Source organism: Nostoc sp. (assembly GCF_036919595.1).
GTDB lineage: Bacteria > Cyanobacteriota > Cyanobacteriia > Cyanobacteriales > Nostocaceae > Nostoc.
This window is the reverse complement of record NZ_JBALCO010000080.1, coordinates 22,732-37,311: the sequence shown is the minus strand read 5'-3', so window position 1 is coordinate 37,311 and position 14,580 is coordinate 22,732. Positions and strand designations below refer to the sequence as shown.

The following is a 14,580-nucleotide window of genomic DNA, read 5'->3' as shown; positions in this document are numbered from 1 at the left end:
TCTTGAGTAATCAATAACTACTCAGCACTATTACTCTGCCCAAGCAATCAACCTTGGTTCATAAGCATTAGCCAGGTATTGATTTTTCGGCAATACACGCAAAGACAAGCCTTGCAAACCAGAAGCGGTATAGGTGATATTACCCGTGTAAATACCCAATTGCTGTCCATCCTCACCTTCGTAATCCATTACCACTGACACAGCGTTGACAATCTCACCATTGGGATCGATCGCACCTTGGTATAGCTCCACCTGCACATCATTATTCGTCAAAGTTGCCAAGTCAACTTTGGCTTTGATTGTAACAGTTTGGTTAACCTCAATGTCCGAAACTGCCGATACGTCAACATCTTTAATTTTGATGTTGAACCAGTGTTCACCTAGTTTTGCTTTCCAAGCAGCTAGTTCTTTAGCCGGGGCATAGTTATCAACAGTCAGGGTATGATAGCGATCGCTAGCTGGAAAATAAGCTCGCTCGCCATATTCTCCTACCATCCGTGCTGTATTAAAGAATGGACAATTCAACCGAATTGCATCCTTCATTTTCGCAACCCACGGACGCGGTAAGCCATCAGTATCCCGATGTTCATAAAATAGCGGTACAACTTCCTTCTCTAACAACTCGTAGAGAGCATTTGCTTCTACTTCATCTTGGTAGTTGGGATCGTCGTAATTCTCTCCATGTCCAATTGCCCAGCCTGTGCGGACGTAATCAGCTTCATCCCACCAGCCATCTAGTACACTTAAATTCGGCAATCCATTCATTGCTGCTTTCATGCCACTGGTACCAGAAGCTTCCCGTGGACGACGCGGTGTGTTTAACCAGATATCGCAACCCGCAACCATCAACCGGGATATGTGAATGTCGTAATTGGGAACAAACACTACCTGTTTTTCTAAATCTTGTTCGCGGATAAAGTGGTTGATATCGCGGATCAGTTCTTTACCAGGAATATCCTTGGGATGTGCCTTACCAGCAATCACGAATTGCACTTTCCGGTCTTTATTAGCCAGTAAAAGCCGCTTAATGCGTTCTAAATCACGCATCCAGAGGGTAGCGCGTTTGTAGGTGGCAAACCGACGGGCAAAGCCAATGGTGAAAGCGTAAGGATCTAAAACTTCTTGAGCTTGGATAATTTCGGAAGCAGAAGCGCCGCGATCACTCAAATGCTTAACCAAATGATCCCGCACATACAAAATCATATCTAAGCGGCAGCGTTCGTGATTGCGCCACAACTCCTCATCGGGTATAGCGTCCATCCGCTCCCACAATGGGCTATCTGGTGGTGCTGATGACCAATTTGGCCCCAAATAGCGATCATACAATTCTTGAGTCGATTTCGCAACACAACTCCGGGCATGGACACCGTTAGTAATTGCTGCGATCGGCACTTCCTCTACGGGCACATTCTGCCACAAGCCCTGGAACATTTGCCGCGACACTACACCATGTAATTGTGCAACACCGTTAGAAAATGTGGCCATCTTCAGCGCTAGCACCGCCATACTGAAAGGCCCAGATAAATCGCCTGTATTCTCGCGCCCCAGTCCTAAAAATTGCTCTTTGGGCAACTCAAATATCTCTGCATAGTACCCCAGGTAGTACAACATTTTCTCGGGAGCGAACAAGTCAATCCCCGCCGGTACTGGTGTATGGGTAGTAAATATATTGCTGGAAGCCACCACCTGTCTAGCTTGAGCATAATTGAGTCCCTCTTCCTGAATCAGCAAGCGGATGCGCTCTAGGGCAGAGAAGGCGGCGTGGCCTTCATTCATGTGGTAAGCGGTGACTTTCAGCCCCAAAGCTTTGAGCATTTGCACACCACCGATCCCCAGCATGATTTCCTGGTGGATACGCATATCGATGTCGCCACCGTACAGCTGATCTGTGATGTCATGGTCGTAAACATTGTTGGGGTCAATGTTGGTGTCCATCAAATATAGGGGCACCGTTCCTACCTGTACGCGCCAAACTCTGGCATACACCTTGCGTCCTGGATAATCTACCGCAATCCGCAGTTCTGAACCATCTGGATTACGCTCTAGATGCAAGGGCATATTGTAGAAATCATTGCTCAGATAGCGTTCCTGCTGCCAGCCATCGGCATTGAGGTACTGAGCAAAGTAGCCTTGCTGGTACAGTAAACCTACACCTACAAGCGGTAGACCCAAGTCACTGGCAGATTTGAGGTGATCTCCCGCTAGAACGCCCAAGCCCCCAGAATAGACGGGTAAACAATCTACAAGTCCAAATTCCGCCGAAAAATAGGCGTAGCATTCTTTTGGTTTGTGTTCCCGTTGTTTCTGATACCACGTGCGCTCTTGCAAATAATCTTCTAACTGACGGTCAGCTCGATCCATTTGCGCTAGGAAGCCTTCATCTTCGACAACGTCCAGAAGCCGTGATTGAGAGATAGTACCTAACATTAACACCGGGTTGTGATGGCTAGACTCCCATAGGTCAGAGTCTAAGCGACGAAATAAATCTTTAGTTTCAACATTCCAATCCCAGTGCAAGTTCTGTGCCAGCCGCCGCAGTGGTTCGAGTCGCGGCGGTAGTGAAGGGGATACGTTAAATGTGCGAATTGGCTGCATAGGTTGGCAAAACTCCAAGTTTAGCTATGGTTATTGTTTACTCTCTTTACCAATGTTGCCAATTCTTTATACTGTATTTTGTGAAAAAGCGATGACTTTGTTAAGTATTGAGAATTATTCTTTACCTCGTTGCTAAAGCTTACACCAAGGTGTTTCTAATTCTATGCCTTACCCTCAGCCATGTACTTGGTATATTAAGATTTAATCATTTACTGGCACTGGATCACTTAAAAAAAATCTAGTTTTGAATAAATAATTTATATTTTTTTTAGTATTGCTTCCGGGGATCAATTCTAGGTCTTAGCTGAGGGTGAAAATTTCCCATAGCTGTATCCAGGAAAATTAAATTTTTAATTATTTTTTAATAAAATGGCGCCGCCAAAGAAGTAGTGTCAGAAGGCAGAAGGTAAACCCCATAAATAATCCATGAAAACTTTACCAAGCAATTAACCAGGAAAAGCGATGCCTGCGGTGGTCACTGAGCTTGGCGTTCGCGCAGCGTCTCGTAGAGAAGTGCGGGCTACGCCGACGCTAACTACTTGGTATAATTTTTGATCCTAAATCAGGAAAATAACTTCTTACCGTATTATTTTACGCGCCCAATGAAGGCTGATCTTTGGTATTTTTTGTCATTGACAAAGCCACAGCTGCTGCATAAGCAATCTCCGCTGCCATTTGATAAGCAAGTTTGATACTCGATGAAGCGTCTTTAGCTTTAGGAGAGAGGGAAGCTTTTTTTCGGCGCGACTCTTGCTTGACATCACCCGCCGCAATAGCTCGCTGTAAAATGATCCAGGCATCTAGGTCTTCTGAATCATAATTACTTTGAAGTTGCGATCGCAGTTGATCTTCAGCTACAACACTCAGATAGCCGATAGTTAGAGCTTCTTCGACAATTTCTTTAATTAAAGCCATAATTTGAACCAAGTGTGTGAGTTAAAACCGATACCTCAATTTGAGCAATTTGATGTTGTTTTGTGGACTTATCCTGAAAACTAAGCTATGTTTTAGCTTTCTCTCGATAAAATTAAATTTATAATGAGTAGTGCCAAGCACGCATCACCCGCTTGGATCACCCGAATGGGTGATTTACAATGTTTTAAATATAAGTAATAGGCAAGAGGAATATTTTTAGCATTTTTAAGAAGAGGGTGTCATAAGTATAGTAAATATCATTCTGAGTTGAACGCCCAATCATAAAATAACTTGGACAAGCAACGATAGAAATATGGACAAAAATGCCAATTAACCGCTTATAGCATTTTTCAACTTCCCATCTTCAATGGATTTTATCTAAGTGTATAAAATTAGTTTAGGTAGCGATCACTTAAGTGAAAAAGTTAATTGATTTCCATTATTCTCATCAATAAGCAACTTGGAAATCAACTTATTTCTTGAGAGTGTTCCACTAAAAATAAAATGTGTTATCGTTAAAAACAATTGTTATTAAAAACCATTCATGTAATTACAAACGTGAACTGGTTAGTCTGTAAATCATCTGTGTGCAACATGATTGGAGCAGCATACTCTAGAAATTCGTTGCAAGAAAGCCGTCATAGCAGTCGGGGAAGCGCTTACTTGTTTGCACCGATGGTTAATTTCAATGTGATGGCTGATGTGGGAGATAATCCACCCTAATTGGGTTTTCTTTGGGCAAAAATACCCAGAAAAATCCAACAATAATTACATTGCCATGCTAGGCAGAAATTTTTTCTAAACTTTAAATATAGTCTAGTCAAATGTATTTTTTGTTGCATAATAGCTTGTGGAACTGAGTTGTTTAAAAAGGCTAAAACTGCCTGACATAAAGTAGCTTCAAGGCAAACAACTCCATCCCTAGTTGCGTAACAAGCGTTTCAAATTTATCGGATAACCAAAACAGTAGCCTATTTAAACCAGCAAATTTACCCATCAGATAATTTAATAGTCTGATATTTGACTCTGCAATGCACTGATATTGTTTGATTAATTGAACTGGTAAAAAAGAAGCAAAATTGTCATGTGCCTTGACTGTGCCAATTTTAGATTTTAGATTAAAGGATTGAAGAATTAAAGCCTCGACTACTTCGACGCCGACTCCATTGAGCGACTTGTGTTGAGTACAGTCGTTGACGCAGCCTCTCGAAGAGAAGCAAGCCGAGATTCTCAGTACAAGTTTGCTCAGCTTTAACACTGAGCGACTTGCCTTGAGCGTATCCCTACGGGGAAGCAAGCTACGCGCAGCGTCTCCAAGAGTTGCCGAGGTATAGGAGCCGAAGTATTAAAGGTCAATCCCTTCGGGTGACGCTCGTTCCTCGCTAACAGCAGTCGCTCATGGAGGAAACCCCTAAGACCGGGCTGCTTCACCAAAATCCAAAATCCAAAATCCAAAATTGATAGACTGGTATAAAAGCTTCTAGCGACCCAAATCAATTGTGTATATCAATTGAGTAATTCTATCGCACTTAAATTAAAGAATTGCTCACATAGTCAAAGCTAGACTTTAGTTTTCCAACATCTGGAAAACCATTTAAAAATATGGGTAAATTTCGGTAATACTGCCAACTTACCTGATGTATTAAGAAATACAAAAATTATTGGTATTGGCAGAAGATTAGGATACAGCCAAAACAACTTTCAATACTGTCAACAACAATTGATTGAAGAGATATGTAGCCATGCATAACGAGCAATATGTTTCAAAATTGCAGCGCGTGCAAGAACTTTTAGTAACTACTGTGTTAGGGGATATTCCTACACTCATTCTAGGTCCGAAGTTGCGTAATTTGGGATATCGTAGTATTTTTGCTCAAATAGGCAGCCCAGTTTATATTCAAAATGGTGTTGAATTTAACGGTACCTCTTGTATTGAGATAGGCAGTGGAGTATATATTTTTAAGGGTGTACGGATGGATGCTAGAGGACACAAAAATAATAGAATTCATCTAGGAAATAGAGTTGCTATTGAGCGTAACGTTGATATAGGGTCTTTGGAAGATACGTGTATACATATTGATGAAGACACCTTCATTGCTCCCAACGTGTGTATTGAAGGACCAGGAGACATTATAATTGGCAAACATTGCATGATTGCTGCCCACTCAGGGATATATGCCAATAATCATAATTTTGCTGATCCGATGGAGCTGATTAAATATCAAGGTGTTACTCGCAAGGGAATTGTGATTGAGGATGACTGTTGGCTAGGGCATGGAGTAACGGTATTAGATGGGGTTACTATCGGTAAAGGCAGTGTTATTGGTGCGGGAGCAGTTGTCAATAAAGATATTCCTCCTTTTTCCATTGCTGTAGGCATACCTGCACGAGTAATCAAAAAGCGAATTGGCAAAGACCTAGCAAAAGTTCAAGTTGAAAAATAGGGCATCGGGAAGCCACTGCGCCCAAGAGGGTTCCCCGACTTGTCCCTTGCGCGTCTGACGCCACTTGACGCCAGTCCGCTCAAGTCGCCAGCCCGCCCAGACGGCTGGCGACTCTACTTGGGAAAACTCCTCTAAGCGAGTGGCTCCTTTTCTCACATTGCCAGAGACTAGCTGCCGTAGGATGCCCGAACGCAAGAGCGTCTCCTGTCTTGAGAAGGGCTGTAGGGAGAAGCAAGTGGCGTCATGGGGCATTGGGAATATTAACTATCCCCTGTAAGCTATAACCTGTTACCTTTTTTGGGAAACCTTTGCCGTCAGTTAACGTCACAACAGTAAACAGTCTCTGAGTTATTTTTTAAGGGCATCTAAAAGTCAGACAACTGACATCTTGCACCATTCTCAATAACTGTAGGGTAGGCACTGCTAGTTCCTAATCTCCAAGTCCCCAGAGTCCTCTAAAAAAGGGACGAGATTTGGGTAATATAAAGGAGCTATCTTTTCTGCATGGCAGATCCTGAAAGAAAAGCTTTCTTTGTCTTACCCCTTGGAGATATTTCTATGCTGACTTTAAAAATCGCTGTTTATATTGTTGTTGCCTTCTTCGTAATTATCTTCGTCTTCGGATTTTTGTCGAACGACCCAGCTCGTAATCCCGGCCGTCGGGACTCAGAGTAAAAGGCGATAAATCATCCGCGACTTTGGAAGGTGGAAGATACTAAACGCCACGGAAACTTACTAAACTTTCGCCTAGTAAGTTTCCTCCTCCAAGTGGCTTGCTGCAGGTAGCAGAAGGCGACAGTCGGAAGGCAATAATGTATATTTATCCTTCCGTCCGTCATTTGGCTGTTTGTTAGCCCGATTTTGCTCAAATATGCTTCATCCAGTTCTGCCACCCGATCCGCCTCCGATCCTCGAATCTTTACAACCTATAAATCCCGCCTCATCTGCAAGTCATACAAAGTTTCTTTCAGTTGTAGAGACTGGGATGCAGGAAAAGACAGACAAATCCAAGCAGCCCAAAGATTTGACTCAGTTGGCAATTGTGAGTGACACCAACAGTAATCCGCCATTGCCAACTGAAATCAACTCAACCCAGGATGACTTGGTAGTTGTCAAAACTCCTTCTCTATCCCATCCACCAGAAATTTCCCCGATCACCGCACCTGGAAGTGCTGCACTTTTGGGGCAGTCGCTGGTTGTTGGTTATCCCACGCAGGAAGTTAAAACCTCTAATCGCCAAGATAAAGAAGACACAAAGACAAGTCTGAGCGCCGGACGTCGACGCTCGGATCTTCTGCTCAGGTTGTCGCTGCACAAACAGAAGACGCAAACAGAAGCCACTGCATTGCCAACAAAAGTTGGATCTGAGGCTTCCAACCTAGATGTAAAGCGGCTTGTGGTCAAACATCCCAACTTCGGAGAGTTCTCGACCTTGAACCAAGTGGCGTGGAAAGACGCAAAACGTGAACCTTCTCAAAAACTCGGTGAGCGATCGCCAGATCCCAACTCTAGTGATGGAGAAAAACAAACATTATTAAATGGTAGCTTTAGCTATAGAGTTTCCCCAAGTCCTCAAGTCGCCCAATCTTTGCGTCCTCTTCAAATTGCCCCAAGTCTCACAAACAGCAACAGGTTAGTCGAATCCAAGGCGGAAATTTTAGCTGAGAAGTTAAACCAGCAAAAACAGCAAAGTGATATTACTGCACCACAGTCTCTAGGAAGAGACAATATCTCTGTATCTGCTGCTGATCTTGCACCAAGTTCTCAATTAGTACAAAATTTTATAAAATTCAAGTCTCGCAGTCCGACAAACCAACTCTCAACGCCCCTCACTGTAGAATTCAATTCCCAAATCCAGCAACAAGCTCAAGTACCAACACCTACACCACAGGTGGATACTACTAATAAGCCACAAGGTCAACCATCTGGTACAACTGCGCCAGTCAGCACGCCGCCAGCCAGACCGAGAATTGTGGAAGTTACTTCAGATCGGCAAGAATATGACGAGCAACGGCGAATTATTACAGCTGTTGGGAATGTAGTTGTGCGATTTGATGGGGCAGTGGTGGATGCCGACCGCCTGCAAGTCAATTTAGACAACTTGATCGCTGCGGGGGAAGGCAACGTAACTTTAACACGGGGTGATCAGATACTGCGTGGACAACGCTTTACCTATAACTTTGTTCAAGATAGTGGGGAACTGCTAAATGGTAGAGGAGAAATTTACGTACCCTCAGCACAAACAGATTTTGCTTTCTTATCCACGGATATAAGTGCTGGTGGAGTCCCAAAACGTCCGCCCAGCGATCGCATTTTAGCCAATCAGCCCGTTTCCGGTGTGAGCAGCCCTGGAGGAATTGATGTGACAATTGGTGGTCAGACAGGCGCTACCAACATCCCGCCACCAAAATCAGGGGGTGTAGTCAAGCGGCTCAGGTTTGAAGCTGAACACATTGACTTCTATCCGCAAGGCTGGCAAGCAAGGGATGTCCGCATCACCAATGATCCTTTTTCACCGCCAGAATTAGAATTACGGGCAGATACAGTAACTTTGACGCGAGAATCACCCTTGGTAGACCGCATCAGGACACAGCGACAGCGTTTGGTATTTGATCAAAGGCTCTCCTTACCAATTCCGGTGAATGAGCGGACTATTGACCGCCGGGAGCGAGACGTTACACCTGCAATAGTTTCCCCCGGCTATGATGGAAAAGATCGGGGTGGTTTGTATATTGAGCGTGGTTTTCCAGTGATCACTACAGATCAGACTAGTTGGACGATCACGCCCCAGTTGCTAGTACAGAGAGGTATACAAGAAGGCACGGGTGACTTAGGCGCACTGTTTGCTGTGAAGACAAAGATAAATTCTGTTTTGAGTCCACGAGCAGTAATTCAGGGGACTGGGGAGCTAACTAGTTTTGACTTGAACAAGGTGGAAGATAATTTGCGGGTGAATTTGGGATTGCGCCAAATATTAGGGACTTCCCTTCCCCATATCTTGAATCTGCAATATAACTACCGTGATCGTCTCTACAACGGTACTCTCGGCTTTCAAACTGTCCAGAGCAGTCTTGGCGGCATTATTACCTCTCCTGTGATTCCTTTAGGAAAAAGTGGTATCAACCTCACCTATCAGGCAAGCGCTCGATATATCAATGCCAACACCGATCGCCAAGACTTACTAAAACCAGTGCGGGAAAACGATCGCGTCTCACTAGGTCGTCTACAAGCCAGCGCTACCCTCAGTAAAGGGCTGTCGCTGTGGCGGGGAAAACCATTACCACCCACTGCCACTGAGGGATTACGATACACTGCTAACCCTGTAGTTCCTTACTTGCAAGCGTCCGGTGGTCTTACAGGCACTACCAGTTATTATACCAATGGTGATGACCAAAGCACCCTAACTGCTACAATTGGCTTACAAGGGCAAATTGGTCATTTCTCTCGACCTTTTTTAGACTATACCGCCTTTAATATTAGTTACTCTCAAGGCTTAAATAACGGATTATCACCCTTTTTGTTTGATCGCTCCGTTGATAACAAAGTGTTGAGCGCTGGGATATCACAGCAGGTCTACGGCCCTTTTCGCTTAGGCTTTCAAACATCTGTTAACTTGGATACTGGTAAAGAAGCTAGCACCGACTACATTGTGGAATATAACCGTCGCACCTATGGCATCACCTTCCGTTACAATCCAGTGCTGGAGTTAGGTGGCTTCACCATCCGAATTAGTGATTTTAACTGGGGTGGCGGCACTGATCCATTTTCTGAAATTAAGCCAGTAGTAGGTGGCGTGCAACAGGATTATTAGTCAATCGATTTTGGATTTTAAATTTTGGATAATGGAATTTACCCCGACCACTTTTTGGCTTAAGGCAATCAATTTTAGATTTTAGACTTTCCTGCGGAACGCTACGCGAACGGCTACGCTCAGTCGAACGATTTTAGATTTTAGATTGGAAGAAAATACTTAGAGGCCGCTGTGTTTTTATTTGAACAATTTTTCAATTTAAAATCAAAATGAACGGGGCGGGGCATGAACCGAAATAGTTTTTAATCTAAAATTGGCACGGTTAAATAGTTATCAGTTACCCTACCCGACACTTGATTCTCTAGTCACAATGGATACTTTCTTTTTTCTGATTTTCTATCTTTTGCCCAATCTAAGGACTTGGCACGACTCGATAGCCGATCGCACAATTGGTTAATGCACTACCAGGTATTCTCAGGTTGGCATAATCGCCGCTTAATTGAACACGTGAAGGTGGTTGGTGTAAAGTTGCACAGCATCTTTGAACTGCGGCTTGGTACTCTCGCCATTGCTTACGGATTGCTATACTGGCGGCATCATCACCTAAGTCTGAAAATCTTAGCCCAGCCCGAATTAGCCAAGATTCCACGTCAGTTGTTTCACCCAGTATTTCTGGAATGGGATTAATCTTTTTCATGAGTAATATATTATACGTGTATTAGCGATTATTCATTTTATTTTAAGAGAAAGGATGAATACTAGCCAATATAATTTTTTCTCAAAATCATAAATAAAAATGATTAAACCTCATCCATATTCAGAACTGGAGTTTTGCCAGAAAAAATATTACTCTGAAGAAGTGGGTGTAGTAGAGAACAAAAGGAGGATGCTTAAAGTAGAGTGCGATCGCTGGAATCAAAGTAGCTCAATATTGAGACAAGAGGCGTTAAAAGCAAATTATCCTCGGAAGGAGCGAACGTTTGATGGCACTGTATAAGATATGTAATGGAAAAAGCGCAACATAGGTAGGTCGCTCAACAAGACGCAACCCCTAGACAATCATGGAGTGGGTACATCGTTACAATATTTCAGGTATAGAAGTACTGCGGTATCAACATACAGGTGGTCATCCCCCCCTTTTTCAAAACAGATACAGAAAGCAGTTGATAAAGAGATTCGTAAAACCTTAGAACTGGCATCAACAGCACCTCAGCAAAAAAAGCTCAATCAAGAGTTCTTACCTGGTTGGACGTTGAAGCGTTTAGTAGCTTGGATTGACAATCATCAATTTAATCTCAAATGTTGTCGTGAATCAGTGCGTAAGACTCTGAAGAATTTCGGATTTTCATGGAAGAAAGCGCGGAAACTGTTAAATAAAGCTATATGCCTGTCGAACACCTCTGGCAATGGTTGCGTACAAATGTAATAAATCATACATAATAACACTTATCTGCTGAATTAATTGGACGGGTTCATTCAAGATAGACGTGGTTTAAAAAAAAGTTCATATCTGAGTATGAATACTCAGATATGATGAATGAATTACTATTACGGCTGGCAAACATCATTGCTTTAGTTTCCGAATAAGCCGTTTTCTAGCTTGTAATCACTAGAAGCGATAGCCTAATCCAGCTTGAAAGCTGACAGCATCAGCATCACTATTTTTGTAGGCGTCAATACCCCATTTAGTATCGCCATAAGCAATGACATTGTTTCTAATTTCTGATTCAATACCAAGGGTGACAACAGGTGCATTCTGATTGCCCAATGGGGTTTTTTGACCTTCGTCAGTCACAAAAGAATAACCACCACCGAAGTAAACGTTAGTATTTTTGGCGATGGGCGCATCGTAAGTCAGTATGGGCATAATTGCGGCAGCATCACCACCATACAGCACAGAACCCCGTAGTGAAAGAGGTGTTTTGGGAACGGCGTACCGTCCTTGAATATTACCCCCAAGTTGTGCCTCATCGTTTCCTTGTCCGCCACTGGTTGCACCAACAGCAACACCAGCACCGATGTAATTGCCGTTTGTACCCGCAGTTTGAGCAGAAGCAATTCCCGCTGAGAGGATAATGGAAGCAACAGCAAGGAAAGACGTAGCTAATTTTGTAAGTTTCATAGAATTCTTCTTACTAGAGTTAAGTAAAATCAATGTTCTCTAGTACTAGAATCTCTTTTTTTACAAAATGTAACCTCGCACATTTGGCTCACCCAAATGGCTGAATTATTAATCACCCAAATGGGTGTACCAACTGAAATTTTCAAATAATAGTTACTTCTTCAAAAAGCGCTGACGTAGACGAAATATAAAAATATTCACCTCTGCTATTTTCATTGATGAAGCGATCGCAGCAAACACTGCAATCCCCACGAAGCCAGATACACACAACTGCAACAGCAATATCAGTAAACCCGTTTTACCTAACAACTGCTGAGAACTAACCAAAGTTCCATAGCTTGCTACCCCAGCTACTACGCTACCAGCAGTCAAACCCAAAATCGGCAAACTCCACTCACGCCAAGGTAAACCATTAAGTTTGTGATCAAGCAACCATAACAGCATTAACATTGAGCTGCAATTTACACCCACTGTTGCCAACACCAAACCGGGAGCGCCAAAAGGTTTAACGAAAAACGAATCTAATAAAATGTTGAGCAAGATGTTAAAAACACTGATGCGAAAAGGTGTCTGTCCATCGCCTAAAGCATAGAATACCCGCACCAATACATCACGTCCCAAATAGACAAACATTCCAATCCCATAAGCGACTAACAAGGATGAAACTAGCTGTGTAGCTTCTGGCTTGAAAGCACCGCGCTCATATACCACCTGCACAATAGGTACAGATAGTGCCACCATCAGCGCCCCTAACGGTAGCATGGTGAAGGCAGTCAGTAGCAATCCTTGGCGAATGCGTAATTTTAACTCTGGCCAATTTTCTGGGCCGGCTAGTTTGGCAAATATAGGTAATAGGGGCAGCAAAATAATATTAGAAATAATCCCTAAAGGAGTTTGTACTAATAGATTTGCATAGTTAAATCCTGCCGCAGCACCAGGGATAGGACTGGCAAAATAAAGGTCGGTGGCAACATTAATTGGCATCATTCCAGAGGAAATTGTTGCCGGAGTCATGATTTTAATTACTTCTTGAACGCCTGGAGATTTAAACTCAAACCGCAGGCGTAATGTGCCTAATCCTAACCGCCACTGGACAATTAGCTGCACTAACCATTGGAGAATGGCTCCTGCCAAGGTTCCCCAAGCTAACACCATTCCACCGATTAAAGCGGACTCCGGCTTAATAATGTCCTTGCCCAGTTCCATAGCCAAGATACCAAGACCGCCAACAACGGTAATACTGGATAATAAAGGACTAATAGAGAGTAACCAATATTGATTGGCTGTATTGAGAGTACCGAAGCCAATGCCAATTAAACCGGCAAATAAAGCCATCGGTGCCATAATCCGGATTTGTTGAATTGCGATCGCTCTGGTTGTCTCTTGCAAACCTTGACCGACGAAATCAATGATTGCATCTGCAAAGAAAATCTGAGCAACTGTCACCAATAACAGCAATCCACCCACCAGCGTTGTCACAGTTTCCACTAGGGGAGCCGCTTCTTCTCGCCGACGCTTGGCTAAAACGCTGACAATTGCACTGTGTAATGGGCCGTTTACGCCACCTAGTAATATTAATATAAAGCCAGGGATAATATAGGCATAACTATAGGCAGTGGCAGCTGCACCAACACCAAAAGCGGCAGCGATCGCTTGCTGCCGCACTAAACCGAAAACTTTACTAATTAATGTAGCTGCGGCAACAATGCCAGCAATTCCAGCGAAAGAACGAGAGGGTTTTTGGTCTTGTTGTGTCACGAATAATACCCGACAACTCTTGCAGAGTGCATACTTTAAAACATTTAACCTGAAATCCCGCAGTTTGTCAGGTAAATTTTGACGAATTAGTGATTTTAAATGCCTACGGTGGTCACTGACTTGTACAGAGGGGCCTTGAGCGGCTTGTGTCTAGCGAACGCAACAGCGTCTCCAAGGGAAGCCGAGGTAAGCCGAAAGGAGCCGAAGTAGTACGAAGTAGCTTTGCCGTACTCCTACGGGGATCTTGCTACCAAGAGCGTCTCCAAGAGTTGGGCGGGCTATGCCTACGCTCAAAATTAAATTCCTGAGATTGCTATAATACAGCGAATTACAAGTTAGTTAGATAACGATTTAAAAGGGGTCAGATCGTAAGGGAACGAGGAGAGGTAGAGGTTTCTTCTGTTCCTCTAAGGCATCATAACTGCTTTGATTTGTTTTTATGCTCAATACTGAGATTCTTTACTTACAACCCAAACTGTCTCGCGTTAACACACCCGTAATTGAATTTACCCCATCGGCTCTTTCACACAATAGTGACACTTGATAACGGTCAATCAAAGCGTCTGTAAAATCAGCGCCTGTAATTTCGGCATCGTAAAAGCGGCTGCTTGTCAAAGTTGCTTCTGTAAAAATGGCATTTTTTAGGTTAGCACTATCCATAGTCACGCGATCAACTAAAGCGCCGCTCAGGTTCGCGCCTTCCAAATTTGCTTTTAATAAAACTCCTTTAGTGAGAATTGCGTTGGTTAAATTCGCTCCTTGGAAATTTGCCCCTCGCATTTCTGCTGCTACAAAAGTCACACCTGCCAAATCAGCATTAGAAAAGTCACGATTTTCTAAATTTATATTGTTGTAGTTGATTGTATTTAGTTGAGCAAAAACTGGTTTTGGACTAAGTATTATCCACAAAAATGCTAGTATTAAAATTACAATTAAACCAAAAAAGCGAAGTAAAATCTTTTTCATAACTTTATTATTTGTAGAGGCGCACAGCT

Annotated in this window: 14 protein-coding genes; 7 read left to right on the top strand and 7 right to left on the bottom strand. The window is 43.2% G+C overall.

The window, feature by feature from the left end:
• Positions 1-30: 30 nt before the first annotated feature.
• The gene (glgP, locus tag V7K21_RS11500; protein ID WP_335174275.1) at positions 31-2,595 is read right to left on the bottom strand and encodes an alpha-glucan family phosphorylase; all 2,565 of its coding nucleotides are present in this window, start codon (positions 2,593-2,595) and stop codon (positions 31-33) included.
• 591 nt (positions 2,596-3,186) lie between these two features.
• A complete protein-coding gene (locus V7K21_RS11495; protein ID WP_335174272.1) occupies positions 3,187-3,510 on the bottom strand; it encodes a hypothetical protein in 324 nt (107 codons plus the stop codon).
• A gap of 558 nt (positions 3,511-4,068) precedes the next feature.
• Between V7K21_RS11495 and V7K21_RS11490 the strand changes: the two genes are divergently transcribed.
• The 3 genes from V7K21_RS11490 to V7K21_RS11480 all read left to right on the top strand — a co-directional run bounded on the left by V7K21_RS11490 (position 4,069) and on the right by V7K21_RS11480 (position 5,954).
• Positions 4,069-4,233, top strand: coding sequence for a hypothetical protein (locus tag V7K21_RS11490; protein ID WP_179063512.1), 165 nt, complete (start codon positions 4,069-4,071; stop codon positions 4,231-4,233).
• Between the two features lie 470 nt (positions 4,234-4,703).
• Positions 4,704-4,844 (top strand): hypothetical protein, encoded by a 141-nt coding sequence (locus V7K21_RS11485; protein WP_335174270.1) that lies wholly within the window; start codon positions 4,704-4,706, stop codon positions 4,842-4,844.
• A gap of 408 nt (positions 4,845-5,252) precedes the next feature.
• Complete coding sequence (locus V7K21_RS11480) at positions 5,253-5,954, top strand: acyltransferase (RefSeq protein WP_335174268.1); 702 nt, start codon at positions 5,253-5,255, stop codon at positions 5,952-5,954.
• Here the strand turns inward: V7K21_RS11480 and V7K21_RS11475 are convergent.
• Positions 5,928-6,149, bottom strand: coding sequence for a hypothetical protein (locus V7K21_RS11475; RefSeq protein WP_335174266.1), 222 nt, complete (start codon positions 6,147-6,149; stop codon positions 5,928-5,930). The two genes, V7K21_RS11480 and V7K21_RS11475, sit on opposite strands and share 27 nt — an antisense overlap.
• 363 nt (positions 6,150-6,512) lie before the next feature.
• Between V7K21_RS11475 and V7K21_RS11470 the strand changes: the two genes are divergently transcribed.
• Both V7K21_RS11470 and V7K21_RS11465 read left to right on the top strand, forming a co-directional pair.
• Positions 6,513-6,629, top strand: coding sequence for a photosystem II reaction center protein I (locus V7K21_RS11470; protein WP_273769737.1), 117 nt, complete (start codon positions 6,513-6,515; stop codon positions 6,627-6,629).
• Positions 6,630-6,825: 196 nt separating this feature from the next.
• Complete coding sequence (locus V7K21_RS11465) at positions 6,826-9,765, top strand: DUF3769 domain-containing protein (RefSeq protein ID WP_335174264.1); 2,940 nt, start codon at positions 6,826-6,828, stop codon at positions 9,763-9,765.
• Positions 9,766-10,117: 352 nt separating this feature from the next.
• Here V7K21_RS11465 and V7K21_RS11460 read toward each other — a convergent pair whose 3' ends face one another.
• Entirely contained in the window at positions 10,118-10,402 is a 285-nt protein-coding gene (locus V7K21_RS11460) for a hypothetical protein (protein ID WP_335174262.1), read from the bottom strand.
• A 99-nt stretch (positions 10,403-10,501) separates the two neighbouring features.
• Here V7K21_RS11460 and V7K21_RS11455 point away from each other — a divergent pair, with 99 nt between their 5' ends.
• Positions 10,502-10,702 (top strand): hypothetical protein, encoded by a 201-nt coding sequence (locus tag V7K21_RS11455; protein ID WP_335174260.1) that lies wholly within the window; start codon positions 10,502-10,504, stop codon positions 10,700-10,702.
• Between the two features lie 69 nt (positions 10,703-10,771).
• Positions 10,772-11,131 carry a winged helix-turn-helix domain-containing protein gene (locus V7K21_RS30670; RefSeq protein WP_442948870.1) on the top strand — a complete coding sequence of 120 codons (360 nt, stop codon included), beginning with the start codon at positions 10,772-10,774 and terminating at the stop codon, positions 11,129-11,131.
• A 183-nt stretch (positions 11,132-11,314) separates the two neighbouring features.
• Here V7K21_RS30670 and V7K21_RS11450 read toward each other — a convergent pair whose 3' ends face one another.
• The 3 genes from V7K21_RS11450 to V7K21_RS11440 form a co-directional block, all read right to left on the bottom strand.
• Positions 11,315-11,827: an outer membrane beta-barrel protein gene (locus tag V7K21_RS11450; RefSeq protein WP_335174258.1), complete on the bottom strand. Its 513-nt coding sequence runs from the start codon at positions 11,825-11,827 to the stop codon at positions 11,315-11,317.
• 153 nt (positions 11,828-11,980) lie between these two features.
• Positions 11,981-13,585: a murein biosynthesis integral membrane protein MurJ gene (gene murJ / locus V7K21_RS11445; protein WP_335174257.1), complete on the bottom strand. Its 1,605-nt coding sequence runs from the start codon at positions 13,583-13,585 to the stop codon at positions 11,981-11,983.
• 459 nt (positions 13,586-14,044) lie between these two features.
• The gene (locus V7K21_RS11440; protein WP_335174255.1) at positions 14,045-14,551 is read right to left on the bottom strand and encodes a pentapeptide repeat-containing protein; all 507 of its coding nucleotides are present in this window, start codon (positions 14,549-14,551) and stop codon (positions 14,045-14,047) included.
• Positions 14,552-14,580 lie beyond the last annotated feature (29 nt).